The 25,150-nt window shown below is 50.1% G+C and carries 18 protein-coding genes and 1 pseudogene; 6 read left to right on the top strand and 13 right to left on the bottom strand.

What is annotated here, in order from left to right; genetic code table 11:
• The first annotated feature begins 10 nt into the window (after nucleotides 1-10).
• Nucleotides 11-586, top strand: coding sequence for a glycerol-3-phosphate responsive antiterminator (locus ACK8NJ_RS05150; RefSeq protein WP_001130278.1), 576 nt, complete (start codon nucleotides 11-13; stop codon nucleotides 584-586).
• A gap of 146 nt (nucleotides 587-732) precedes the next feature.
• Here the strand turns inward: ACK8NJ_RS05150 and ACK8NJ_RS05145 are convergent, their stop codons facing one another.
• The 5 genes from ACK8NJ_RS05145 to ACK8NJ_RS05125 form a co-directional block, all read right to left on the bottom strand.
• Nucleotides 733-1,593, bottom strand: coding sequence for an electron transfer flavoprotein subunit alpha/FixB family protein (locus ACK8NJ_RS05145; protein WP_001590590.1), 861 nt, complete (start codon nucleotides 1,591-1,593; stop codon nucleotides 733-735).
• Complete coding sequence (locus tag ACK8NJ_RS05140; protein ID WP_001559717.1) at nucleotides 1,590-2,369, bottom strand: electron transfer flavoprotein subunit beta/FixA family protein; 780 nt, start codon at nucleotides 2,367-2,369, stop codon at nucleotides 1,590-1,592. The genes ACK8NJ_RS05145 and ACK8NJ_RS05140 overlap by 4 nt, the downstream gene beginning before the upstream one ends.
• Nucleotides 2,347-3,684 (bottom strand): MFS transporter, encoded by a 1,338-nt coding sequence (locus ACK8NJ_RS05135; protein WP_001098096.1) that lies wholly within the window; start codon nucleotides 3,682-3,684, stop codon nucleotides 2,347-2,349. The genes ACK8NJ_RS05140 and ACK8NJ_RS05135 overlap by 23 nt, the downstream gene beginning before the upstream one ends.
• 92 nt (nucleotides 3,685-3,776) lie before the next feature.
• A complete protein-coding gene (locus tag ACK8NJ_RS05130; RefSeq protein ID WP_411962193.1) occupies nucleotides 3,777-5,231 on the bottom strand; it encodes an FAD-binding oxidoreductase in 1,455 nt (484 codons plus the stop codon).
• A 69-nt stretch (nucleotides 5,232-5,300) separates the two neighbouring features.
• Complete coding sequence (locus ACK8NJ_RS05125; RefSeq protein ID WP_000021318.1) at nucleotides 5,301-6,086, bottom strand: SDR family oxidoreductase; 786 nt, start codon at nucleotides 6,084-6,086, stop codon at nucleotides 5,301-5,303.
• A gap of 318 nt (nucleotides 6,087-6,404) precedes the next feature.
• Here ACK8NJ_RS05125 and ACK8NJ_RS05120 point away from each other — a divergent pair, with 318 nt between their 5' ends.
• The gene (locus tag ACK8NJ_RS05120; RefSeq protein ID WP_411962192.1) at nucleotides 6,405-7,682 is read left to right on the top strand and encodes an MFS transporter; all 1,278 of its coding nucleotides are present in this window, start codon (nucleotides 6,405-6,407) and stop codon (nucleotides 7,680-7,682) included.
• Between the two features lie 26 nt (nucleotides 7,683-7,708).
• Nucleotides 7,709-9,187, top strand: a complete 1,479-nt coding sequence (locus tag ACK8NJ_RS05115) for an FGGY-family carbohydrate kinase (RefSeq protein ID WP_001600407.1) — start codon at nucleotides 7,709-7,711, stop codon at nucleotides 9,185-9,187.
• A gap of 596 nt (nucleotides 9,188-9,783) precedes the next feature.
• Here ACK8NJ_RS05115 and queE read toward each other — a convergent pair.
• A complete protein-coding gene (queE, locus tag ACK8NJ_RS05110) occupies nucleotides 9,784-10,455 on the bottom strand; it encodes a 7-carboxy-7-deazaguanine synthase QueE (protein WP_001199976.1) in 672 nt (223 codons plus the stop codon).
• 138 nt (nucleotides 10,456-10,593) lie between these two features.
• Here queE and ACK8NJ_RS05105 point away from each other — a divergent pair.
• Together ACK8NJ_RS05105 and ACK8NJ_RS05100 are read left to right on the top strand one after the other, a co-directional pair.
• A pseudogene (locus ACK8NJ_RS05105) lies at nucleotides 10,594-10,735 on the top strand (hypothetical protein).
• Between the two features lie 13 nt (nucleotides 10,736-10,748).
• Nucleotides 10,749-11,621 (top strand): TPM domain-containing protein, encoded by an 873-nt coding sequence (locus tag ACK8NJ_RS05100; RefSeq protein WP_411962191.1) that lies wholly within the window; start codon nucleotides 10,749-10,751, stop codon nucleotides 11,619-11,621.
• A 59-nt stretch (nucleotides 11,622-11,680) separates the two neighbouring features.
• On the opposite strand, the gene eno is transcribed toward ACK8NJ_RS05100, so the two are convergent.
• The 5 genes from eno to rlmD form a co-directional block, all read right to left on the bottom strand.
• Nucleotides 11,681-12,979 (bottom strand): phosphopyruvate hydratase, encoded by a 1,299-nt coding sequence (gene eno / locus ACK8NJ_RS05095; RefSeq protein ID WP_000036723.1) that lies wholly within the window; start codon nucleotides 12,977-12,979, stop codon nucleotides 11,681-11,683.
• An 87-nt stretch (nucleotides 12,980-13,066) separates the two neighbouring features.
• Nucleotides 13,067-14,704 (bottom strand): glutamine hydrolyzing CTP synthase, encoded by a 1,638-nt coding sequence (pyrG, locus tag ACK8NJ_RS05090; RefSeq protein WP_000210878.1) that lies wholly within the window; start codon nucleotides 14,702-14,704, stop codon nucleotides 13,067-13,069.
• A 227-nt stretch (nucleotides 14,705-14,931) separates the two neighbouring features.
• Nucleotides 14,932-15,723, bottom strand: coding sequence for a nucleoside triphosphate pyrophosphohydrolase (gene mazG, locus ACK8NJ_RS05085; protein WP_264121497.1), 792 nt, complete (start codon nucleotides 15,721-15,723; stop codon nucleotides 14,932-14,934).
• A 95-nt stretch (nucleotides 15,724-15,818) separates the two neighbouring features.
• Nucleotides 15,819-18,053, bottom strand: coding sequence for a GTP diphosphokinase (gene relA, locus ACK8NJ_RS05080; RefSeq protein WP_000226799.1), 2,235 nt, complete (start codon nucleotides 18,051-18,053; stop codon nucleotides 15,819-15,821).
• A 47-nt stretch (nucleotides 18,054-18,100) separates the two neighbouring features.
• On the bottom strand, nucleotides 18,101-19,402 hold the full coding sequence (gene rlmD, locus ACK8NJ_RS05075) for a 23S rRNA (uracil(1939)-C(5))-methyltransferase RlmD (protein WP_000046779.1): 1,302 nt from the start codon (nucleotides 19,400-19,402) through the stop codon (nucleotides 18,101-18,103).
• 56 nt (nucleotides 19,403-19,458) lie between these two features.
• On the opposite strand from rlmD, the gene barA reads away from it, so the two are divergent.
• Nucleotides 19,459-22,215: a two-component sensor histidine kinase BarA gene (gene barA, locus ACK8NJ_RS05070; protein WP_000186450.1), complete on the top strand. Its 2,757-nt coding sequence runs from the start codon at nucleotides 19,459-19,461 to the stop codon at nucleotides 22,213-22,215.
• Nucleotides 22,216-22,447: 232 nt separating this feature from the next.
• Here the strand turns inward: barA and gudD are convergent, their stop codons facing one another.
• Both gudD and ACK8NJ_RS05060 read right to left on the bottom strand, forming a co-directional pair.
• Nucleotides 22,448-23,788, bottom strand: coding sequence for a glucarate dehydratase (gene gudD / locus ACK8NJ_RS05065; protein ID WP_000098219.1), 1,341 nt, complete (start codon nucleotides 23,786-23,788; stop codon nucleotides 22,448-22,450).
• A 20-nt stretch (nucleotides 23,789-23,808) separates the two neighbouring features.
• On the bottom strand, nucleotides 23,809-25,149 hold the full coding sequence (locus ACK8NJ_RS05060; RefSeq protein ID WP_000235394.1) for an enolase C-terminal domain-like protein: 1,341 nt from the start codon (nucleotides 25,147-25,149) through the stop codon (nucleotides 23,809-23,811).
• Between the last annotated feature and the right edge of the window lies 1 nt (nucleotide 25,150).

The raw sequence follows: 25,150 nt of genomic DNA, 5'->3' as shown, positions 1-25,150 counted from the left end.
AGGATAATTTATGCCCCTCTTACACCTGCTCCGCCAGAATCCGGTGATTGCTGCCGTTAAAGATAATGCCAGCCTGCAACTGGCAATCGACTCTGAATGCCAGTTTATTTCCGTGTTGTACGGCAATATCTGCACCATTAGTCAAATCGTTAAAAAGATTAAAAATGCCGGAAAATATGCTTTTATTCATGTTGATTTGCTGGAAGGCGCGTCAAATAAAGAAGTGGTGATTCAGTTTTTGAAACTGGTGACTGAGGCGGACGGCATTATCAGTACCAAAGCCTCAATGTTGAAAGCGGCAAGAGCGGAAGGTTTTTTCTGTATTCATCGCCTGTTTATTGTTGATTCAATTTCGTTTCACAACATTGATAAGCAAGTTGCGCAATCGAATCCGGATTGTATTGAGATCCTGCCTGGCTGTATGCCCAAAGTGCTGGGCTGGGTGACGGAGAAAATCCGCCAACCGCTGATTGCTGGCGGGCTGGTGTGCGATGAAGAAGATGCGCGTAATGCGATTAACGCGGGTGTTGTGGCGCTTTCCACCACGAATACCGGGGTCTGGACGCTAGCGAAAAAATTGCTTTGACGGGATAATCGTAACGAATTGAATTTGTGTGATTTGTAGGCTGCACGCCACATCCGACATTCAGCGCCTGATGCGACGCTTGACGCGTCTTATCAGGCTTACAAGTCCCCAGGCCAGAACCGTAGGCAGGATCATCCGGCAGCACGTTATTGGCAATCTGCGTGAATGTTTGTCACCAGTGCCTCCAGCACCGCTTTCCAGTCATCAACCACGCCAACATCTGCCTGTGAAAATACCGCTGCGCTGGCGTCATGATTAATCGCCACCACAAACTTGCTATTGCGTACGCCCGCCATTAACGCTGCTGCGCCGGAAGCGCCAACAACAATACACACCTCAGGTGCCAGCAGATGTCCGGAAATACCAATCACTTTTTCAGCATCAACGCCACCGTTCATCACTCGCGCCCGACTGTAGCCCACTTCGGCTCCCAGCTTTTCTGCCAGCATAGCGATTTCCTGGTTATCTGCCTCTCCGCCCTGCCCCACCACCAGCACCCGTCTGGCCTCAGCTAATGGGTCACGGGTAACATTTTTCAGATCCTCTGTGCTAACCAGCCAGTCGGGAAGCGCGCCGGGGACAATGTTCAGTTGCTGCATACCAGAGGGCAACGTGGCGTTTTTCAGTGCTCCCGCCTGGCGGGCAAGGGAAAGGCATAGCGGGCGTTTTTCTGTTTGCAGCGTCGCCGTTAGCGCATTTCCCCAGTGGGATTTGCGCATGCTTACAGTTGGAATATCTAACGAAGTCACCTGGCAGATGCTTGCACCATGTAAACGCCAGGCCAGCCGGGTCGACAGTTCATCGCCAAACGTTCCCGGCGGAAAGAGAACAACGTCCGCTGGCGTTCGCTGCCACTGTTCCACCAGCGCATCCAGCACCTGTTCCGCCACTACGGGCTGAGGTTCAATCTGCCAGTGTGCCAGGGTACAACCGCTGAAATCCTGTTCTGCCAGCCAGCTCGCTATTGCGGCATTCTCCTGATTTATTGTCACAATTGCGATATTCATGGCTGCATCCTTTGGCGTAAATAGTCCTGCCATAGCTTTTGCGCTTTTTCTGCTACCGTTTGCCCATCAATCAGCGTCGCTCCGCGTTGTTGCTCTGCTCTTGCCAGTTGCAGACACTGCATCGCTGGCGATTCGGCAGCAACAGTTTTACGGATAATTTCTGCTTTCCCCGCCGCCATACGCTGGCGCATTCCCGGTACTGGCAAGGCCACTTCACCGCACTGACGCACGGCAATCACCGCAGGCAAGCGAACCCGGCAACAGCGCAGCCCGTTTTCAGTACGCTGTTCGAGGGTGATAAACGGCGCGTCGAGAGTAAAACGCTCCACCTGGGTGAAGCAGGGCCAGCCCAGCATTTCCGCCAGCAAAAATGGCGTTTGCCCATTCTGCCCTTCGCTGCTTTGGCAGCCAGTAATTATCAGATCCAGCGGATTCTGACGCTGCCATTCGGCAATATGGCGAGCGACAAATTCCGGCGCAAAGCGCAGATCTGCCGCCGTCTCCAGCAATACAGCTTCCTCAAACCCAAGCGCCATGAGATAGCGCAGCCAGTGCAACGCCCGTTCATCCCCCATGCTCAACGCGGTTAAAGACATCGACGTACCGTTTTTTCTCTGCGTCAACAGCAGCGCGGCGGCAGCCTGTTCATCAGCACCGAGTAAACTTCGCAGAAGCGAAACATCCGGTCCGCTATTACCCTGAGCCGCCGCCTGCCACTCTTTTTCCGCCAGCATTCCGGCATCCGGTTCGGCTTTAAACGCTAACAGAATGTTCATTCGCACCTCCTACATTTCCCGCCGCCACCAGCGGGAGTGCTTTGGTTTCTGGTGCCCATAGCCAGGTCACAACAAAACCAACCAACAACACTGCCGCCAGGAGCATTAAGGTGACTTGCATTCCCCACTGCGCCAGCACCCACGGCAGCAGGCCAGTACTTACCGCCGCCCCCAACCGACTCATGGCGGTGGCAAAACCGACGCCCAGCGAGCGAATGTCAGTAGGAAAACTTTCCGCAGGCAAAATGCCCACCAGATTACTGACTGCCGAAATGGTGGTGCTGAAGAGAACAAAAAGCAGCAGCGTTAATGAACTGCCGGAAGGCAAACAAGCCATCACTACCAGCGTTGCCGCCAGCAGCAAAAAACTTCCCAGCAAAAATTTGCGATGTGCCAGCAGGTGCGTCAGAACTAATCCCAGCAGCGCACCCACAATTAACAACGCATTAAGCATCAGGCTAGCGGTCAACGCATCTTCCAGACCAATAGTCTGGGCGATAGTTGGCAGCCAGGTATAAATCACAAACCATGGGATTACGAGGCAGACAAAGAAGACACTGTTAAACGCCGTGCGCCGCCAGTAGCGCGAAGAGAACAAGGTTTTGATGTGTTTATGGGTCGCCGTTGCCACTTCATCGCCCAGTAAAACATGGGGACCAAAGTAGCGATGCACGATAGCGTGAGCTTCAGCAAAACGCCCCTGGCGCAGTAGCCAGCGTGGCGATTCCGGCGTGCCCCAACGTAGCAGCGTAATCAGCAAGGCTGGTAACGCCGCTGATGCCAGCAGCCAGCGCCAGGCCTCCGGGCTTTCGCTAATAAAGTGATGTCCGGCAATACTTGCCAGCACATAGCCCACCGTCCACACCACACTGAATGCGCCCAGCAAAATACCGCGATGGCGGCGCGGGGAAAATTCAGCCAGCAAGGTGTGGCCTACTGAGTAATCGCCTCCCAGACCAATGCCGATCAAAATGCGCAGTCCAATAAGATGCTCTGGCGTGGTGGCAAAAAATTGTAAGAACGAAGCGAGCGTAATCAGCAAAAAGCTGAAGGTGAAGATTTTTTGCCGACCAATATGGTCGGAGATCCACCCCAAAACCAGGCTACCGATAAACAGGCCAAGTAGCGCCGAGCCGCCAATCATTCCCGCCATAAACGGCGTCAGTTGCATGGCGGGTGTGAGCTGAATAATGGCGTAACCAATGACGCCGAGAACATAACCGTCGGTCAGGTGCGCGCCGAAAGTGAGCGCAGCAATTCGACAGTGAAAACGGTTAAGCGGTAAATCATCCATTCGCACCGGTGAAGTGTTCATCTTTACCCCTTCATTGTCCGGTAATAAGAACGGCTTCTCGCCTGAGAAGCCGAAAAGGCAACGCCCCTCATAGCGGAACGCTGCCTCACACATTATTTTTCAATCGGATAGATAGTACCCGTATTCATAATGCCGTTAGGATCGAACTGTTTTTTCAAACCTTCCAGCAACGTCCACGCGCTGCCGTGTTCCAGTTTGCTCCAGTGAACGCGATGTTTACCAATACCGTGGTGGTGCACCATCGAACCGCCGAGGCGAATGGTTTCTTCGCAGATGATTTTGTTGAGCGGATTGTGGTACTTGTCGATTTCCTCTTCCGGCTTACAGTCAACAACGTTGTAGTCGTAAACGAAGTACATGTTGGTACCGTTCTGGTAGCTGTGAGAGGAGTGACCGCCCAGCATGGTGATGTCGTCGGCGTGCGGGAACTCGGTACGAATACGGTTAATAACGCTTTCGTAGATTTCGTGGATGCAGCTCCAGCAGCCGGACACTTCGGTGGTAAAGCCCATGTTGCCGGTTTTGAGGATCTGCACACGTTCAGCGGCCACTTTATCCGGCCCCCAGTTCAGGTTGTTAAACCAGGTTTCGATCAGCTTGCTGTCCACTCGCTGGCATTGCGGGTAACGTGCCACGATTTCCGCAATCCCTTCGCCTGTCGCCTTCGCAATGCGAGGGTTACCTTCAGCCATAAAGATCAGCACACATTTACCATCGGCAAAATGGGTGAAGTGTTGGGTGCCATCTTCAGCGTCATACAAACGAGCGATCGACGGACGATACCCTTCCACCATGATTTCACGCAGGATGTTGAAGCCGGTTTTCATGTCTTCCAGGATATAGCCGTAGAAGAGGTTGTTTTCCGGGGTGAACTTAAAGATTTTCACAGTTACTTCAGTGATATAGCACAATGCACCTTCGTTGCCGATGATGATGTGACGAATGTCCGGGCCTGCCGCGCGGCGTGGTACGTTTTTAATGCGTGTTACGGTGCCATCTGCCAGTACTGCTTCCAGACCAACGACCATATCTTCGATTGCGCCGTAGAGTGTGGAGAACTGCCCGATACTGCGGGTTGCTACCAGGCCGCCCATCTGTGCCAGCGGCTTTGACTGCGGAGAATGCCCCGTGGTGTAACCTTTTTCACGCAACGCGTTTTCCAGCACCTCCAGCGGAACGCCACATTGCGTCGTGGCCTGCATATTCTCAATATCAATATTAATGATTTGATTCATGGCAGAGCCGTCGAGCACCACCGAGTTTTCCACAACGGTTTCCAGCCCACCTTCGGTGGCGGAAGCACCGGTACGTGGCACACCGTTAATTTTGTGCGCATTCATAAAATTCAGCACACGGGAGACTTGTTCTGTGGAACCGAGTTTTACGACCGCTGCCGGAATCGGCAAAGTATAAATACCATGAATATCCGGAAATTTACGAAAACGGTCAATACTGTTTTTCTTTAATACTGTTTCATCGGTAATTACGCGATCTGCACCAACAATTTCCTTTAGCTGGTCGACAATCGCTGCGCGAGATAAAGACATAGTAATTCCTTCCTGATAATAAAAATGGAATAATCATTAATAAGAGAAAACAGAAACCACCGTTATGGATTAGCGCACTAAATAACCGCCATCAACCACTAATAAATGTCCGTTGACATAATTCGATGCCGGACTTGCGAGGAATACGGCTGCGCCCATTAAATCCTGAGTATCGCCCCAACGGTTTGCCGGAATATGATCAAGAACGCGCTGATTAGTTTCTGGATTACTGCGTGTCGCCAGCGTAATATCTGTTGCATAATAGCCAGGGGCAATACCATTTACCTGAATATTATATTGACCTAGTTCATCACAATAAGCTTTGGTGAACCCGGCAAGAGCATGTTTAGTGGCAGAATATGCAGGTGACCATTGTCCACCTAAGTAAGAGAATAATGAACAGATATTAATGATTTTACCGCTTTTCTGCGGGATCATAATTTTTGCAGCTTCATAGCTTAACTCGAATGCGGCGGTCAGGTTCACATCAATCATCGGGTCCCAGTCGGCACGACCGAAGTCCAGCACCTTATTCAGCTTACAAATACCGGCATTGTTAATCAGAATATCGACGGTACCGAAACGTTCGCAACAGGCGGCGATTATCTTCTGCGGCGCGCCTTCTGCGGTGATATCCACCTGCATGAAGTCCACCTCAACACCCTGTTTTTCAATCATTTCCTTTGTTTCGCCGTTATCTTTAACGAAGCTTGGAATAAAGATATTTGCGCCTGCTTTGGCCAGCGCCATGGCAAATGCCTGGCCTAAACCGCTATTCCCGCCGGTAACAATTGCGGTTTTACCTTTCAGGGAGAAAAAATCCATTGAGAACGCATTGAGAGATTCGATTGACATAGTTAGCTCCAATTTCCGTAAGGCAAAAAAAAAGAAAGGTAACTTCCCCCGCGAGAGGGAAGTTACCTTTCTCATTATCTCTGGTAACTGGAGATAATTTTTATCATAAGGGCATAATCGCTAATGTGATCGTAATCACAGTGTGATATTCGAATTGTCAAATAATTTTAAAAAGCAGAAGCGTGATTACTCTCACACAACACCACTGCTTTCCATGTTATTTCTTATTGCAATTACTAGAGACCTGAGAAAAGTAATCCACCTGAAAGGGCGGCTTACTTTTCTCTTTTTTTTGTCTATTACAAATGGGAATACGATATGCAACACAACTCATATCGCCGTTGGATAACCCTCGCGATAATTAGTTTTAGCGGCGGCGTTAGTTTCGACCTGGCTTATTTACGTTATATTTATCAAATTCCCATGGCGAAATTTATGGGATTCAGCAATACCGAGATAGGTTTAATAATGAGTACCTTTGGTATTGCGGCTATTATTCTTTATGCCCCCAGCGGCGTTATTGCCGATAAATTTTCACACCGCAAAATGATTACTTCCGCGATGATCATTACCGGATTACTGGGTCTGTTAATGGCAACATATCCACCGCTGTGGGTAATGCTCTGTATTCAGGTCGCCTTTGCGATAACGACGATTTTAATGCTGTGGTCGGTGTCGATTAAAGCCGCCTCGTTGCTGGGCGATCATAGCGAGCAAGGGAAAATTATGGGCTGGATGGAAGGGCTGCGCGGCGTCGGTGTAATGTCGCTGGCGGTGTTTACCATGTGGGTCTTTTCTCGCTTTGCACCGGATGACAGCGCCAGCCTGAAAACGGTCATTATTATCTATAGTGTGGTTTACATTCTGCTGGACATTTTGTGTTGGTTTTTTGTTAGCGATAACAACAACCTGCGCAATACCAATAACGAAGAAAAACAGTCATTCCAGCTTAGCGACATCCTGGCTGTTTTGCGCATCAGCACCACCTGGTATTGCAGCATGGTGATTTTTGGTGTCTTCACCATCTACGCCATTCTGAGTTACTCCACCAACTATCTGACCGAAATGTACGGCATGTCGCTGGTGGCGGCGAGCTACATGGGGATTGTGATCAACAAAATCTTCCGCGCACTGTGCGGCCCACTTGGTGGCATTATCACCACCTACAGCAAAGTGAAATCCCCTACCCGCGTGATCCAAATCCTTTCCGTACTCGGCTTGCTGGCGTTAACAGCCCTGCTCGTCACGAACTCTAACCCGCAATCGGTCGCGATGGGGATTGGCCTGATTTTACTGCTGGGATTCACCTGTTACGCCTCACGCGGGCTGTACTGGGCCTGCCCTGGCGAAGCGAGAACACCGTCTTACATTATGGGCACCACGGTAGGTATTTGTTCGGTGATTGGATTCCTGCCGGATGTCTTCGTTTACCCGATTATCGGCTACTGGCAAGACACCCTGCCCGCTGCAGAAGCCTACCGCAATATGTGGCTGATGGGCATGGCGGCGCTTGCCATGGTGATCGTCTTTACCTTTTTGCTGTTCCAAAAAATTCGTACTGCTGATAGCGCCCCTGCTATGGCTAGCAGCAAGTAAGTCCAGAAAATTACAGGAGAAAAATCATGTCGAAAAAATACATCATAGGGATTGATGGCGGAAGTCAGAGCACAAAAGTGGTGATGTATGATCTGGAAGGTAATGTGGTTTGCGAAGGCAAAGGCTTATTGCAGCCGATGCACACGCCAGATGCCGATACCGCAGAACATCCTGACGACGATTTATGGGCATCATTATGTTTTGCCGGTCACGATTTGATGAGTCAGTTTGCCGGGAATAAAGAAGATATTGTCGGTATTGGTCTGGGATCCATCCGTTGCTGCCGTGCGTTATTGAAAGCCGATGGCACGCCAGCTGCGCCGTTGATTAGCTGGCAGGATGCACGCGTTACACGCCCTTACGAACATACGAATCCTGACGTGGCATATGTCACCTCTTTTTCAGGTTATCTGACGCATCGCTTAACCGGCGAGTTTAAAGACAATATCGCCAACTATTTTGGTCAGTGGCCGGTGGATTATAAGACCTGGGCATGGAGTGAAGATGCCGCAGTCATGGAGAAGTTTAATATCCCCCGTCATATGCTGTTTGATGTGCAAATGCCGGGCACTGTTCTTGGGCATATCACTCCTCAAGCCGCGCTGGCGACACATTTCCCAGCTGGGCTGCCGGTTGTTTGTACCACCAGTGATAAACCGGTAGAAGCACTGGGAGCCGGGTTACTGGATGATGAAACTGCGGTAATTTCTCTTGGCACTTACATCGCGTTGATGATGAACGGCAAAGCACTGCCGAAAGATCCGGTAGCGTACTGGCCGATTATGTCTTCTATTCCGCAAACATTGCTGTATGAAGGTTACGGTATTCGCAAAGGCATGTGGACGGTGAGCTGGCTACGCGACATGCTAGGCGAGTCGTTAATTCAGGATGCCAAAGCACAGGATCTTTCACCGGAAGATTTGCTCAACAAAAAAGCTTCTTGTGTGCCGCCTGGCTGTAATGGTCTGATGACGGTGCTGGACTGGCTGACCAATCCGTGGGAACCGTACAAACGCGGGATTATGATCGGTTTTGATTCCAGCATGGATTACGCATGGATATATCGTTCGATACTGGAAAGCGTGGCGCTGACGCTGAAGAACAATTACGACAATATGTGTAATGAAATGAATCACTTTGCAAAGCATGTGATCATTACTGGCGGCGGTTCGAACAGCGATCTGTTTATGCAGATTTTTGCCGACGTGTTCAACCTTCCGGCACGCCGTAACGCCATTAATGGTTGTGCAAGCCTGGGGGCAGCGATTAATACGGCGGTAGGTCTGGGGCTATACCCGGATTACGCAACGGCTGTCGACAAAATGGTTCGCGTGAAAGATATCTTTATGCCTGTTGAGAACAATGCCAAACGCTACGACGCGATGAATAAAGGCATTTTCAAGGAGTTAACCAAACATACTGATGTAATCCTGAAAAAATCGTATGAAGTGATGCATGGGGAATTGGGGAATGCGGATTCGATCCAGAGCTGGTCGAATGCGTAAGTGAGGAAGGCCGGGCGGGAAACTGCCCGGCATGAACGTACCTGAATGGTTATCCCCGCTGACGCGGGGAACTCGAAATAACACGAGAAATAGACGGCGGGTTATACGGTTTATCCCCGCTGGCGCGGGTAACTCACTGAAAACACCGGCGAGATCGTATTTTTTGCCGGTTTATCCCCGCTCGCGCGGGGAACTCAACTGAATCCAGCAAATCATTTTTAGGGTTTTCGGTTTATCCCCGCTCGCGCGGGGAACTCTCTAAACATAACCTATTATTAATTAATGATTTTTTAAGCCAGTCACAATCTACCAACTTTACAGTATCACACAAACAACACATCTATTATGTTAAAGAGCACTTAATCCATTGATTGAAAAGGTAAATATTTAAAATAACTCTATACAAACTAAAATCTACCAAACTCCGACGTAATAATTTTCACCCCAGAGAAAAATTAACGCCACAGAACTTGTAGATAATGACAATGATTAGTCCGGAATGGGCAAAATGGATGAGTTTTCAGAGGCGACAAAAAATATAAATGAGTGGAAGTCTTTACAGGTTCCACCCATTTATAACGTATATAAATGTGTAATCAGGCAATATTTAAATATTTATGTGTTTGCATCGACAAACGCCAGTTACGCGCAATGCAAGTTTCAATGCACAAACGTGTGGCATCATCCTTTTGGCTAATCGGCTGCAGTGCAATGACTCGCGGTTTATCATCGGTCAGCGTCGCAAGCAATTCATCCAGTGCTTCGATATCACGTACGCGTCCAACTGGGTGTTTGATTTCGTTAGCTCGCTCCAGGGCTTGCGACAATACTTCATAACCACCACGCATATTTAGCTTTGGCGACACGGTGACCCAGGTATTCGGCGTACAACGCACTTCATGAGTACCGCTGGTTTCTATCTGGCAACTGAAACCGTTCTTTTCGAGCAGGTCAGTTAGTGGCATCAAGTCATGAATGCAAGGCTCACCACCCGTAATCACCACGTGACGCGCGGTGTATCCCTGACGGCCAATGACAGCCAGCAAATCTTCACTGCTCGCCGCCCCCCACTTATCACTCTCTTTGGTCTTCGCCAGAATGCTGAAAAGGGAGACTTCCCGATCCTCAAGCTTTTCCCAGGTGTGTTTGGTGTCGCACCAGGCACAGCCAACCGGACATCCCTGTAAACGAATAAAAATGGCGGGGACGCCGGTAAAGTAACCCTCACCTTGCAGGGTCTGGAACATCTCGTTAATCGGGTACTGCATAGCATTCTCTGTGAAGTGGATAATTGTTAATTATTGCAGATCCTGCCACAACAATCATGTCTTATTAACATTCTGTTACAGGCAGGTTTCAAGAAAAATGCGAAACATATCGTTAATAATTAAAGGGAGTAACGTATTATGTCAGAAGAAAATAAAGAAAATGGATTTAATCATGTCAAAAACATTCACCAAATTTATATTTATTTTTTCTGTATTCGTTTTTAATTATAACGAATCTCAAATTACCGATGCCGTCGTCAATTTATTTATCCAGATTTAATGAGAAATTTATAATGCGCTATTTCATACTAATGTTCACATTCGTGTGTTCCTTTGTTGCAGCCCAACCAACTATTGTCCCATCATTACAGCAACAAGTTACGGATCTTACGAGTAGCTTAAACTCACAAGAAAAGAAAGAACTGACGTACAAGTTAGAATCTATTTTCAATAATACCCAAGTGCAAATTGCTGTATTAATTGTTCCCACAACCAAAGACGAGACAATTGAAAAATATGCTACACGGGTTTTTGACAATTGGCGTTTAGGAGATGCCAAACGTAATGATGGGATACTGATCATTGTTGCCTGGTCGGATCGTACTGTCCGCATCCAGGTAGGTTATGGGCTGGAAGAAAAGGTAACCGATGCTCTGGTTGGAGATATCATCCGTAGCAACATGATACCCGCATTTAAACAACAAAAATTAGCTCAGGGATTAGAGCTAGCTATAAACGCTTTGAATAACCAACTCACTTCACAACACCAATATCCGGCTAATCCTTCAGAAATTGAATCAGCGTCTTCCAGTGATCATTATTACTTTGCTATTTTTTGGGTATTTGCAGTGATGTTCTTCCCTTTCTGGTTTTTTCATCAAGGCAGTAATTTTTGTCGCGCATGTAAAAGCAGTGTCTGTATTTCAGCAATCTATCTTTTAGATGTATTCCTGTTCTCCGATAAAACTTTTTCCATTGCTGTATTTTTCTTCTTTTTTACTTTCACCACCATTATGGTCTTTACCTGTTTATGTGTACTTCAGAAAAAAGCATCTGGTAGAAGTTATCATTCAGACAACAGCGGTTCCGGTGGCGGCTCAAGTGGCGGCGGATTTAGCGGCGGGGGCGGTTCTTCTGGCGGTGGCGGCGCGTCCGGTCGCTGGTAACTCAACCATAAAAAATGCCAGCCCGAAGGCTGGCATTTTTAAATCAGATAAAGTCAGACTTACGCCTGGCCTTTGATCTCTTTACGACCGTTGTACGGTGCTTTTTCGCCCAGAGCTTCTTCGATACGAATCAGCTGGTTGTATTTAGCAACACGGTCAGAACGGCTCATAGAACCAGTTTTGATCTGGCCTGCAGCAGTACCAACAGCCAGGTCAGCGATGGTAGCATCTTCAGTTTCGCCAGAACGGTGAGAGATTACTGCAGTGTAGCCAGCGTCTTTCGCCATCTTGATTGCAGCCAGAGTTTCGGTCAGAGAACCGATCTGGTTGAATTTGATCAGGATGGAGTTAGCGATACCTTTTTCGATACCTTCTTTCAGGATCTTGGTGTTGGTTACGAACAGGTCGTCACCAACCAGCTGGATTTTGTCGCCCAGAACTTTGGTCTGGTATGCGAAACCGTCCCAGTCAGATTCGTCCAGACCGTCTTCGATAGAAACGATCGGGTACTGTTTGGTCAGTTCTTCCAGGAAGTGAGTGAATTCTTCAGAGGTGAACGCTTTGTTGCCTTCGCCAGCCAGAACGTATTTACCATCTTTGTAGAATTCAGAAGCTGCGCAGTCCATCGCCAGAGTGATGTCTTTGCCCAGTTCATAACCAGCAGCTTTAACAGCTTCAGCGATAACAGCCAGAGCTTCAGCGTTGGAACCCAGGTTCGGCGCATAGCCACCTTCGTCACCAACAGCAGTGTTCATGCCTTTCGCTTTCAGAACTTTTGCCAGGTGATGGAAAACTTCAGAACCCATGCGGATGGCTTCTTTCACAGTTTTCGCGCCAACCGGCTGAATCATGAATTCCTGGATATCAACGTTGTTGTCAGCGTGCTCACCACCGTTGATGATGTTCATCATCGGAACCGGCATAGAGTATTTGCCCGGAGTACCGTTCAGTTCAGCGATGTGCTCGTACAGCGGCATGCCTTTAGCGGCAGCAGCAGCTTTGGCGTTAGCCAGAGATACAGCCAGGATTGCGTTCGCGCCGAATTTGGATTTGTTTTCGGTGCCGTCCAGGTCGATCATGATCTTGTCAATGCCAGCCTGATCTTTGGCATCTTTGCCAATCAGTGCCTGAGCGATCGGGCCGTTTACCGCAGCAACAGCTTTGGTTACGCCTTTACCCAGGAAACGGGATTTGTCGCCATCGCGCAGTTCCAGAGCTTCACGGGAACCAGTAGAAGCACCTGACGGAGCAGCTGCCATACCGACGAAACCACCCTCCAGATGTACTTCGGCTTCAACAGTCGGGTTACCACGGGAGTCGATGATTTCACGACCGATGATTTTTACGATTTTGGACATTAGGTTTTCCTCAAGTCACTAGTTAAACTGAAACTCCAGACAAACAACGCGTACCCAGGGTACGCGTTGCCGTTCTAACTTTTTTACTTACTTCGCCTGACGTTTCTGGAACTCGCTGGCGGCTTTCACAAAGCCTGCAAACAGCGGGTGACCATCACGTGGAGTAGAAGTAAACTCCGGATGGAACTGGCAAGCCACGAACCACGGGTGATTCGGAACTTCGATGATCTCGACCAACTGATCATCCCCGGAACGGCCCGCAACGCGCAGACCTGCATCTTCAATCTGTTTCAACAGCATGTTGTTGACTTCGTAACGGTGACGATGACGCTCAACAATTGTCGGCGCATTGTACAGCTGGCGAACCAGGCTATCGTCAACCAACTGGCACTGCTGTGCGCCGAGACGCATGGTACCGCCGAGATCGCTCTTCTCGCTACGAACTTCAACGTTGCCGTTTTCATCGCGCCACTCGGTAATCAGCGCCACAACCGGGTACTTACAGTCTGGCACAAATTCCGTAGAGTTGGCGTTCTCCATGTTGGCAACATGGCGAGCGTAATCAATTAACGCCACCTGCATACCCAGGCAAATGCCCAGATAAGGAATATTGTTCTCACGCGCAAAACGCGCGGTCGTAATCATGCCTTCTACGCCACGATAGCCGAAACCGCCAGGTACGAGGATTGCGTCCAGACCTTTAAGGATTTCAACGCCGCGCGTTTCAACATCTTGTGAATCGATCAGTTTGATGTTGACGCTGACACGATTCTTCAGCCCACCGTGTTTCAGTGCTTCGATCACGGATTTGTAAGCGTCCGGCAGTTCTATGTACTTGCCGACCATACCAATGGTGACTTCACTTACCGGATTCGCTTCTTCGAAGATAACCTGTTCCCATTCGGACAGATTCGCTTCCGGGCAGTTTAAGCTGAATCGTTTACAAATATAATCGTCCAGCCCCTGCGATTTCAACAGGCCCGGAATTTTATAGATGGAATCGACGTCTTTCAGAGAAATAACCGCTTTTTCCGGAACATTACAGAACAATGCAATCTTCGCACGTTCGTTCGCCGGAACGGCGCGATCTGAACGACAAATCAGGATGTCAGGCTGGATACCGATGGAGAGCAGCTCTTTTACAGAGTGCTGAGTCGGTTTGGTTTTGACTTCACCAGACGCTGCCATGTACGGCACCAGCGTCAGGTGCATAAACAGGGTGTGCTCACGGCCAATTTCAACAGCCATCTGGCGAATCGCTTCGAGGAACGGCAGGGATTCGATATCACCTACTGTACCGCCGATTTCGACCAGTACCACGTCATGACCTTCGCCGCCTTCCAGCACGCGCTCTTTGATAGCGTTAGTGATGTGCGGAATAACCTGTACGGTTGCGCCGAGGTAGTCACCGCGGCGTTCTTTACGCAGAACGTCAGAGTAGATACGACCCGTGGTGAAGTTGTTGCGGCGGCTCATTTTGGTACGAATGAAACGCTCGTAGTGCCCCAGGTCCAGGTCGGTTTCAGCGCCGTCTTCAGTAACGAACACTTCCCCGTGTTGGATTGGGCTCATAGTACCTGGATCGACGTTGATGTACGGATCCAGTTTCATGATGGTCACATTGAGGCCACGGGCTTCAAGAATGGCTGCGAGGGAGGCTGCGGCAATGCCTTTACCCAGAGAGGATACGACCCCGCCGGTCACAAAAATATAGTTCGTTGTCATGCTGAACCTGAGAAGTTAGGTTGAAAAGACGATGGAATAACCAGGACGGGAAAGCAGTATACCCGAACATGACCTGTGCCACAAACTTTCATTATCCCTCCTCTTCGCCAGCGCACTATTGAAATCAGGAGTGAGAAAATAGCCCCTTTGGGGTAAATGTTTTTGACGCAAATCAAGCGCTTGTCATTTAAAAAATGACACAAATGGCGCTTGACCGCGTAATTCCCTTAGAGATCAATTTCCTGCCGTTTTACCTGTTGCCAGACTTCTTCCATTGTTTCGGGGTCAACACCTGTCATTTCCAGTCCACGCGCGGCAACAATACGCTCCACTTCGCGAAAACGACGCTCGAATTTTTCGTTCGCTTTTTGCAATGCGATTTCCGCTTTTGTCCCTAAATGACGAGCCAGATTGACTGTGGCAAACAGCAGGTCACCCATTTCCTCCTCCAGTTTAGCCTGGTCGACAACAGCCTGCCGCGCTTCGTACATCACCTCATCGATCTCTTCGTAGACTTTATCGACTACCGGGCCAAGCGTCGTCCAGTCAAAACCAACGTTGGCGCAACGTTTCTGGATTTTTTGCGCACGCATTAAAGCCGGTAAACTACGAGGAATATCGTCCAGCGCCGAATGCTGCGCTTTCTGCGCGCGCTCTTCGGTTTTGATTTGCTCCCAACGGGCAAGCACTTCACTACTGTTTTCGGCAGAACTGTCAGCAAAAACATGCGGATGGCGACGTTCTAATTTATCGCTGATCGCGGCGCAAATATCATTAAAGTCAAAGCGCCCTTCTTCCTGGGCCATTTGTGCGTAAAACACCACCTGGAACAGCAGATCGCCGAGTTCACCGCGCAGATCGTCAAAATCTTCACGGGCAATGGCGTCCAGCACTTCGTAGGTTTCTTCAAGGGTGTAAGGCGCAATGGTGGCAAATGTCTGCTCTTTATCCCACGGGCAGCCGTTTTCCGGATCGCGCAGGCGCTGCATAATAGTGAGCAAACGGTCGATTTGATTCATTGAATTGTCCTGAAAATTGCGGGTCTGTCAGGTGTAATACCTTCGAGTAAAAGATATCGCTGGATACGGCTGACGCCATATCCAGCTATGTAAGACTAACTCCCGTGCAACCGACGCGCGTCGATAACATCCGGCACCTGGTTGAGTTTACCCAGCACGCGGCCCAGCACTTGCAGGTTGTAAATCTCAATGGTCATGTCGATGGTCGCCAGTTGCTGTTTGGTATCGCTACGGCTGGCAACGCCAAGCACGTTCACTTTCTCATTGGCGAGAATGGTCGTGATATCACGTAACAACCCACTACGATCATTAGCCACCACGCGGACCACCAGCGAATATCCGGCGGAGTAGCTCTCGCCCCATACCGCATCAACAATACGTTCTGGCGCATGGGAGCGCAGTTCCGCCAGTTGTTCGCAATCGGCGCGGTGTACTGAAATACCGCGTCCCTGAGTAATGAAACCAACTATTTCATCACCAGGAATCGGCTGACAGCAGCGCGCGATGTGGTGCATCAGGTTGCCGACACCTTCTACCACCACACGACCGTTATCTTTACTGCGGTTTTGCGGCGTATAGCTTTTTTGCTGAAGTTGCTTCAGCGCGGCGGCATCCTGCTCTTCGGCACTCGGCTTATTAAATTGCGATTGCAGGAAGTTCACCATCTGATTGAGACGGATATCCCCGCCACCAATTGCCGCCAGCAACTCGTCGACATCATTGAAGTTGTAACGCGGCAGCAGATGTTTTTCTGCTTCTTTCAGGCTGATCCCCAGATGTTCCAGCTCGTCGTCAAGGATTTGCCGCCCAGCCAGAATGTTTTTGTCACGGTCCTGTTTACGGAACCAGGCGTGAATTTTCGAACGCCCACGGCTGGTTGTGACGTAACCGAGGTTTGGGTTTAACCAGTCACGGCTGGGGTTCGGCTGTTTCTGGGTGATAATTTCAATCTGGTCGCCCATCTGCAGCTGGTAGGTGAACGGCACAATGCGCCCGCCAATTTTTGCCCCGATGCAGCGGTGCCCGACATCACTGTGGATGTGGTAAGCGAAGTCCAGCGGCGTTGATCCCGCAGGCAAATCAACGACGTCACCTTTCGGCGTAAAGACGTACACCCGGTCGTCAAAGACCTGGCTGCGTACTTCGTCGAGCATTTCGCCGGAATCAGCCATCTCTTCCTGCCACGCAATCAGTTTACGCAGCCAGGCAATCCGGTCTTCATGTCCCGAACGTGCGCCGCCAGCTGCCGCGCCCTCTTTATATTTCCAGTGCGCAGCAACACCCAACTCTGCATCTTCATGCATCTGTTTAGTGCGGATTTGGATCTCAACGGTTTTGCCACCTGGTCCCAGAACCACGGTATGAATAGACTGATAACCGTTTGGTTTCGGGTTAGCGACGTAATCGTCAAACTCATCCGGCAGGTGGCGATAGTGAGTGTGCACTATCCCCAGTGCGGCATAACAATCCTGTAAACGCTCGGCGACAATACGTACCGCACGCACATCAAACAGCTCATCGAAGGCGAGGTTCTTTTTCTGCATTTTGCGCCAGATGCTGTAGATGTGTTTCGGACGACCATACACTTCAGCTTTAACGCCTTCAGCTTTCATCTCAGCGCGCAGATGGCCGACAAACTCTTCGATATAGTGTTCGCGGTCGAGACGGCGTTCATGCAGCAGTTTTGCGATGCGTTTGTATTCGGTCGGGTGGAGATAACGGAAGCAGTAATCTTCCAGCTCCCATTTCAGTTGTCCAATCCCAAGACGGTTCGCCAACGGCGCGTAGATATTGGTGCACTCTTTTGCCGCCAGTACGCGTTCATCTTCCGGCGCGTCTTTTACTTCGCGCAGATGAGCAATACGCTCCGCCAGTTTGATGACCACGCAGCGAAAATCATCGACCATCGCCAATAACATCCGGCGAACGTTATCGACCTGTTCGGAGGAAACAGAATCGGTATGCGTCGCTTTCAGCTGGCGGATCGCCGCCATATCACGCACGCCGTGAATAAGGTTAACGACCGACTTACCGACGCACTCACGCAGCACATCTTCGCTGACTACGTTGGCATCGGCCAGAGGGAACAGCAGCGCCGCCCGCAGCGTGTCAATGTCCATACTTAATGTCGAGAGGATCTCCACCATCTCAACACCACGCCACAATAACAGACTGGCATCCGGATGCCCCTGCGTCTGTTGCAGACAATACGCCCAGGTTTCGGCTAAGCACTCACACGACTTCTGGCTGGTAATACCCAGACTTGCGATCCATTTTTCCGGATCAAATTCACCAGCCTTATTGATATGTGCACTTCTTACCGCAACCATCGTCCTCTCCTTTAGGGACCAGACCTGCCGAAATCGGCAAATCGCAACTATTTAACGCGCGAGAAAAGTACCATCGATTCCAGATGTCCCGTGTGTGGGAACATATCCAGCATCGCCAGTCGCGCAATGGTATATCCTGCTTTTAATAACGCTTCGCTATCCCGAGCCAGCGTTGCAGGGTTACAGGATACATAAACTATACGAATAGGTTCCAGTTTTATAATTTGCTGCATAACACCTGCGGCACCTGCTCGCGCCGGGTCCAGCAACACTTTATCGAAGCCGTTTTTCGCCCACGGCTGCTTTGTGACATCTTCTTCAAGATTTTCGTGATAAAACGTCACATTCTGTAAGCCATTAAGACGCGCATTCTGCTGGCCTTTTTCCACCAGCGCCGGAACACCTTCTACACCGACCACACTGGCAGCTTGTGTCGCCAATGGCAGTGTAAAGTTGCCCATACCGCAGAACAGATCCAGTACGCGATCTTCAGGTTGCACATCCAGCCATTCCAACGCACGCGCTACCATTTTTTGGTTCACACCCGCATTGACCTGAATAAAATCGCGCGGGCTAAAAGTTAAGCGCAAGCCGTTTGAGTCATACCAGGGCATCTCACCAGAGACGGTTTCGAGTATCTCACTATCGGGGGCGAGATACAGATCCAGGCCTTCAGAATGCGAAAAGCGTTCCAGTTTTTCGCGATCTGCCGAACTTAGCGGTGCGGTATGGCGCAAAATCATCAGCTTGCCGCTGGTTGCCTGTACCAGTTCAACATGACCAAGATGGCGTATAGCTTGTAAGCTGCCCAGGCATGCCCTGACTTTGGGCAGCAATGCTTCAAGTTGGGGCACTAAAATGGGGCATTGTTTAACGTCGACAATGTCACTGGAGCCCGCTTTGCGAAACCCCATCTGAAGTTGCTGTGTTTTCGGTAAGTAGTTCAAACTTAAACGCGCGCGACGGCGATAGCCCCAGGGAACATCGGCGATCACTTCAGAGACCTCGTGTTTCATTAATCGGGCGAGTGCCGCACTTTTGCTTCGCTGCTGTAAATCCTCGCTGGCGTGTTGTTGCTGACAGCCGCCGCATACGCCAAAATGAGGGCAGCGTGGCGTTTCGCGTTCCGGGCTATCGCTTAACCGGCGTACGACTTTAGCGCGGGCGTATTGTTTTTTATCTTCAGTAACAGTAACTTCCGCGTTTTCCTGTGGCAATAATCCAGGAATAAATAACGCTTTGCCGTTATGTCGTGCCACGCCCTGACCAAAAGAGTCGAGGTCGTTGACTGAAACAGTTATGATCTGACGCGTCGTCGTGCGTCGTTTTGCAGAGTAGAATTGCGCCATTGGCGAGACTTTCTCAATTTAACAGTGTGACCTTAATTGTCCCATAACGGAACTCCATGACCAACTACAGCCTGCGCGCACGCATGATGATTCTGATCCTGGCACCGACCGTCCTTATTGGTTTATTGCTGAGTATCTTTTTCGTTGTGCATCGCTATAACGACTTGCAGCGTCAACTGGAAGATGCCGGAGCCAGCATTATTGAGCCGCTTGCAGTTTCTACTGAATATGGCATGAGCCTGCAAAATCGCGAATCTATCGGTCAGTTAATAAGCGTACTGCATCGTCGCCATTCCGATATTGTTCGCGCGATTTCGGTTTATGATGAAAATAACCGACTCTTTGTCACCTCCAATTTTCATCTTGATCCCTCATCAATGCAGCTCGGCAGCAACGTGCCGTTTCCTCGCCAGCTCACTGTCACCCGTGACGGCGATATTATGATCCTCCGCACGCCGATTATTTCTGAGAGTTACTCCCCCGACGAATCGCCCAGTAGCGATGCCAAAAATAGTCAAAATATGTTGGGATATATTGCGCTTGAGCTGGATCTTAAATCGGTTCGCTTGCAGCAATATAAAGAGATTTTTATTTCCAGCGTGATGATGCTGTTTTGTATCGGTATTGCGCTTATTTTTGGCTGGCGCTTAATGCGCGATGTAACCGGTCCGATTCGCAATATGGTGAATACCGTCGACCGCATCCGTCGCGGGCAACTCGACAGCCGGGTGGAAGGATTTATGCTCGGCGAGCTGGATATGCTGAAAAACGGTATCAACTCGATGGCAATGTCGCTGGCTGCTTATCACGAAGAGATGCAGCACAATATCGACCAGGCGACGTCCGATCTGCGTGAAACGCTGGAGCAGATGGAAATTCAGAACGTTGAGTTGGATCTGGCGAAAAAGCGCGCCCAGGAAGCGGCGCGTATTAAATCCGAGTTTCTGGCAAATATGTCACACGAGCTGCGTACACCACTGAATGGTGTTATTGGCTTTACCCGCCTGACGCTGAAAACAGAATTAACACCAACGCAGCGCGATCACCTGAATACGATTGAACGTTCGGCAAATAATTTGCTGGCAATTATTAATGATGTTCTCGACTTCTCGAAACTGGAAGCAGGTAAGCTGATTCTGGAAAGTATTCCATTCCCACTACGCAGCACGCTGGATGAAGTCGTTACCCTGCTGGCACATTCTTCTCACGATAAAGGGCTGGAACTGACGCTCAATATTAAAAGCGACGTGCCTGATAACGTTATCGGCGACCCTCTACGATTACAGCAAATCATCACTAACCTGGTGGGGAATGCAATTAAATTCACCGAGAATGGCAACATTGATATTCTGGTAGAAAAACGTGCGCTGAGTAATACCAAAGTGCAGATTGAAGTGCAGATTCGGGATACCGGCATTGGTATTCCTGAACGCGATCAATCGCGCTTATTCCAGGCCTTCCGACAGGCTGATGCCAGTATTTCCCGCCGTCATGGTGGTACCGGGCTGGGGCTGGTGATTACACAAAAACTGGTTAATGAAATGGGCGGCGATATTTCGTTCCATAGCCAGCCGAATCGCGGTTCAACTTTCTGGTTCCACATTAATCTCGATCTGAACCCGAACATTATTATCGAAGGGCCATCCACCCAGTGCCTAGCCGGCAAGCGCCTGGCCTATGTCGAACCAAACTCCGCAGCAGCGCAATGCACGCTGGATATTTTAAGTGAAACGCCGCTGGAAGTGGTTTATAGCCCAACGTTCTCCGCGCTGCCTCCCGCGCATTACGACATGATGTTGTTAGGCATCGCGGTGACCTTCCGCGAGCCGCTAACAATGCAACATGAGCGATTAGCGAAAGCAGTATCGATGACCGATTTTCTCATGCTGGCACTTCCTTGCCATGCACAAGTCAATGCTGAAAAACTTAAGCAAGATGGTATCGGCGCGTGTCTGCTGAAACCATTAACACCTACGCGCCTGTTACCTGCCCTGACGGAATTTTGTCATCACAAACAAAACACGCTTTTGCCTGTAACCGATGAAAGTAAGCTGGCAATGACAGTCATGGCGGTTGATGACAACCCCGCTAACCTGAAACTTATCGGCGCATTGCTGGAAGATATGGTGCAACATGTGGAACTTTGCGATAGCGGGCATCAGGCGGTTGAACGGGCGAAACAGATGCCGTTCGATTTGATCTTAATGGATATTCAAATGCCGGACATGGACGGCATTCGGGCCTGCGAACTCATCCACCAGCTCCCCCATCAGCAACAAACGCCAGTTATCGCGGTAACGGCGCATGCAATGGCCGGGCAAAAAGAGAAGCTGCTTGGCGCAGGGATGAGCGATTATCTGGCGAAACCGATTGAAGAAGAGCGATTGCATAATTTGTTGTTGCGCTACAAGCCTGGCAGCGGTATTTCCTCTCGCGTCGTGACGCCCGAAGTCAACGAAATTGTGGTGAACCCGAATGCGACCCTCGACTGGCAACTGGCACTACGCCAGGCAGCAGGAAAAACCGATTTAGCGCGCGATATGCTGCAAATGTTACTCGATTTCCTGCCTGAAGTTCGCAACAAAGTTGAGGAACAGCTGGTTGGAGAAAACCCGGAAGGCCTGGTTGATTTGATTCATAAACTGCATGGCAGTTGCGGCTATAGCGGTGTGCCGCGTATGAAGAATCTCTGCCAACTGATCGAACAACAGCTACGTAGCGGTACTAAAGAAGAAGATTTGGAGCCGGAGCTGCTGGAACTGTTGGACGAGATGGATAATGTAGCGCGCGAAGCCAGCAAAATTCTAGGGTAATGGACCGTCTTGCCGAGTAGCAATCGGCTTTTTATGACGCTGGTTTCAGATTGGTGACAAAGTGCCTGTGTTTATGCCGGATGCGGCGTTAACGCCTTATTCGGCATAAACACCAATTAAATTCAATGAATTAAAAAAATAATGTAGGCCTGATACGTAGCGCAACAGGCAATTTTGCGTTTGGCATCAGACTCAACCCGGCTCCTGACAGAGCCGGTTTTGGTTTTCTGTTTTAACGCACCATGCACGGGCGCTTGTTATCAAACGTCCAGCCAGGAATCAGGTACTGCATTCCCATCGCATCGTCACGCGCACCAAGCCCATGTTTCTGATACAGCTCGTGGGCTTTCATCACCTGATCCATATCGATTTCTACGCCCAATCCTGGTTTTTGCGGCACCTGTACCAGCCCGCCTTTGATCTCAAACGGTTCTTTGGTCAGACGCTGATTGCCTTCCTGCCAGATCCAGTGCGTATCAATAGCAGTAATTTTACCCGGTGCAGCAGCGGCTACATGGGTAAACATCGCCAGGGAAATATCGAAGTGGTTGTTAGAGTGTGAACCCCAGGTCAGGCCAAATTCATGGCACATTTGCGCCACACGTACCGAACCTTGCATCGTCCAGAAATGCGGATCCGCCAGCGGGATATCAACGGATTGCAGGGAGAGCGTATGGCCCATCTGCCGCCAGTCAGTGGCGATCATATTGGTTGCGGTCGGCAGGCCAGTCGCGCGACGGAACTCTGCCATCACTTCACGCCCGGAGAAACCTTGCTCCGCACCACACGGATCTTCTGCATAAGCCAGCGAACCTTTCAGGTATTTACCAATTTTAATCGCTTCGTTCAGCGACCAGGCACCGTTAGGATCGAGGGTAATACGCGCCTGTGGGAAGCGTTGCGCCAGTGCCACAATAGATTCTGCTTCTTCTTCCCCGGCCAGTACACCGCCCTTCAGTTTGAAATCGTTGAAGCCATATTTTTCATATGCCGCTTCCGCCAGGCGCACCACCGCATCCGGCGTCATCGCTTCTTCGTGACGCAGGCGATACCAGTCACATTTATCATCCGGCTGGCTTTGATACGGCAGCGGTGTGGCTTTGCGATTACCGACGAAGAACAGATAACCGAGCATTTCGACTTCGCTACGCTGTTGACCATCGCCCAGCAGCGATGCCACGTTAACCCCCAGATGCTGCCCCAGCAGATCCAGCATTGCCGCTTCTATCCCGGTAACCACATGAATAGTGGTCCGCAAATCAAATGTCTGCAAACCGCGCCCGCCGGCATCACGATCGGCAAATGTATTACGCACCAGCGTCAGAACGTTTTTGTATTCACCCAGCGTTTTACCCACCACTAGCGGAATCGCATCTTCCAGCGTTTTACGGATTTTCTCGCCGCCGGGAATTTCCCCTACGCCGGTGTGACCAGAATTATCTTTGATAATCACAATATTACGCGTGAAGAACGGTGCGTGTGCACCACTCAGATTCATCAGCATACTGTCATGGCCCGCCACCGGGATGACCTGCATTTCAGTAACAACAGGCGTCGAAAATTGAGAACTCATCTTTATGTCCTTTTTCAAAATCAATGACGGCCGAAAACGGGACGTTTACGGTCAAAGGTCCAGCCGGGGATCAGGTACTGCATCGGGCCCGCGTCGTTACGCGCACCCCCAGGCAGACGTTTATAGGCCTCATGCGCCTTTTGTACCTGCTCCCAGTCCAGTTCCACGCCCAGACCGGGCGCATCAGGAACGGCAATTTTTCCGTTTTTAATCTCCAGCGGATTTTTGGTCAGGCGACAATCTCCCTCCTGCCAAATCCAGTGGGTATCGATAGCGGTAGGATTACCCGGTGCCGCCGCACCCACATGGGTAAACATCGCCAGAGAGATATCAAAGTGGTTATTGGAATGGCAGCCCCAGGTCAGCCCCCAGTCGTCGCAAAGTTGCGCCACGCGGACTGCACCGGAAAGCGTCCAGAAGTGCGGATCGGCAAGTGGAATATCTACTGCATTGAGCATTACCGCATGACCCATTTCACGCCAGTTGGTGGCGATCATGTTAGTCGCGACAGGCAAGCCGGTCGCCCGTCGAAATTCCGCCATCACTTCACGTCCGGAGAAACCCTGTTCAGCGCCACATGGATCTTCGGCATAGGTAAGAACATCATTCAGCCCTTTGCACAGAGAAATAGCTTCATCAAGCAGCCATGCACCGTTGGGATCAACGGTAATCCGCGCATCCGGGAAGCGTTTCTTCAATGCACGAACAGTGTCGATTTCTTGCTCGCCAGGTAACACGCCGCCCTTAAGTTTGAAATCTTTAAAGCCGTAGCGATCCTGTGAGGCTTCCGCCAGACGCACAACGGCTTCGCTGTTCATCGCTTTCTGATGGCGCAACTGATACCACTCATGGTTGCCCGGCGTATTTTCCAGATAAGGAAGATCGGTTTTGGTCCGATCACCGATATAAAACAGATAACCGAGGACGGTAATAGCCTCGCGTTGCTTGCCTGGCCCCAACAGTTCGCAGACCGGAACATTCAGCGCCTTACCTAGCAGGTCAAGCAAGGCGGCTTCCAGCGCCGCCACGGCATTAACGCGCAATTCAAAAGTCCAGGCACCTTTGCCGAAGGTATCAAAATCGGCTGCCTGATTACCTTTATGCACCTGCTGAACCACTTTATTCAGTCGTGCGATCTCCTGGCCCAGCACCATCGGAATAGCATCGACCAGTGTCTGATAAATCACCTCTCCGCCCGGCGCTTCACCAATACCGGTATGCCCGGCGTTATCGGTGAGTACCACAATATTGCGGGTGAAATATGCGTTATGTGCACCACCAATATTAAGCAACATGCTGTCATGCCCGGCCACCGGAATGACTTTCATATCAGTAATAACAGGACTGGATTGTGTCGCCATC

The sequence above is a fragment of the Escherichia sp. F1 genome (assembly GCF_046764225.1).
In the GTDB taxonomy this organism is placed as follows: Bacteria; Pseudomonadota; Gammaproteobacteria; order Enterobacterales; family Enterobacteriaceae; genus Escherichia; species Escherichia coli.
This window is presented reverse-complemented; position numbering and strand designations above follow the sequence as displayed.

Excerpts from the sequence above, each read along its gene's own strand:
- barA (WP_000186450.1), top strand. The coding sequence starts at position 19,459 with ATGACCAACTACAGCCTGCGCGCACGCATGATGATTCTGATCCTGGCA.
- ACK8NJ_RS05140 (WP_001559717.1), bottom strand. The coding sequence starts at position 2,369 with ATGAACATTCTGTTAGCGTTTAAAGCCGAACCGGATGCCGGAATGCTG.
- ACK8NJ_RS05060 (WP_000235394.1), bottom strand. The coding sequence starts at position 25,149 with ATGGCGACACAATCCAGTCCTGTTATTACTGATATGAAAGTCATTCCG.
- mazG (WP_264121497.1), bottom strand. The coding sequence starts at position 15,723 with ATGAATCAAATCGACCGTTTGCTCACTATTATGCAGCGCCTGCGCGAT.
- ACK8NJ_RS05120 (WP_411962192.1), top strand. The coding sequence starts at position 6,405 with ATGCAACACAACTCATATCGCCGTTGGATAACCCTCGCGATAATTAGT.
- ACK8NJ_RS05125 (WP_000021318.1), bottom strand. The coding sequence starts at position 6,086 with ATGTCAATCGAATCTCTCAATGCGTTCTCAATGGATTTTTTCTCCCTG.
- ACK8NJ_RS05135 (WP_001098096.1), bottom strand. The coding sequence starts at position 3,684 with ATGAACACTTCACCGGTGCGAATGGATGATTTACCGCTTAACCGTTTT.
- ACK8NJ_RS05150 (WP_001130278.1), top strand. The coding sequence starts at position 11 with ATGCCCCTCTTACACCTGCTCCGCCAGAATCCGGTGATTGCTGCCGTT.
- pyrG (WP_000210878.1), bottom strand. The coding sequence starts at position 14,704 with ATGACAACGAACTATATTTTTGTGACCGGCGGGGTCGTATCCTCTCTG.
- ACK8NJ_RS05100 (WP_411962191.1), top strand. The coding sequence starts at position 10,749 with ATGCGCTATTTCATACTAATGTTCACATTCGTGTGTTCCTTTGTTGCA.
- queE (WP_001199976.1), bottom strand. The coding sequence starts at position 10,455 with ATGCAGTACCCGATTAACGAGATGTTCCAGACCCTGCAAGGTGAGGGT.
- relA (WP_000226799.1), bottom strand. The coding sequence starts at position 18,053 with ATGGTTGCGGTAAGAAGTGCACATATCAATAAGGCTGGTGAATTTGAT.
- rlmD (WP_000046779.1), bottom strand. The coding sequence starts at position 19,402 with ATGGCGCAATTCTACTCTGCAAAACGACGCACGACGACGCGTCAGATC.
- ACK8NJ_RS05115 (WP_001600407.1), top strand. The coding sequence starts at position 7,709 with ATGTCGAAAAAATACATCATAGGGATTGATGGCGGAAGTCAGAGCACA.
- ACK8NJ_RS05130 (WP_411962193.1), bottom strand. The coding sequence starts at position 5,231 with ATGTCTTTATCTCGCGCAGCGATTGTCGACCAGCTAAAGGAAATTGTT.
- gudD (WP_000098219.1), bottom strand. The coding sequence starts at position 23,788 with ATGAGTTCTCAATTTTCGACGCCTGTTGTTACTGAAATGCAGGTCATC.
- ACK8NJ_RS05145 (WP_001590590.1), bottom strand. The coding sequence starts at position 1,593 with ATGAATATCGCAATTGTGACAATAAATCAGGAGAATGCCGCAATAGCG.
- eno (WP_000036723.1), bottom strand. The coding sequence starts at position 12,979 with ATGTCCAAAATCGTAAAAATCATCGGTCGTGAAATCATCGACTCCCGT.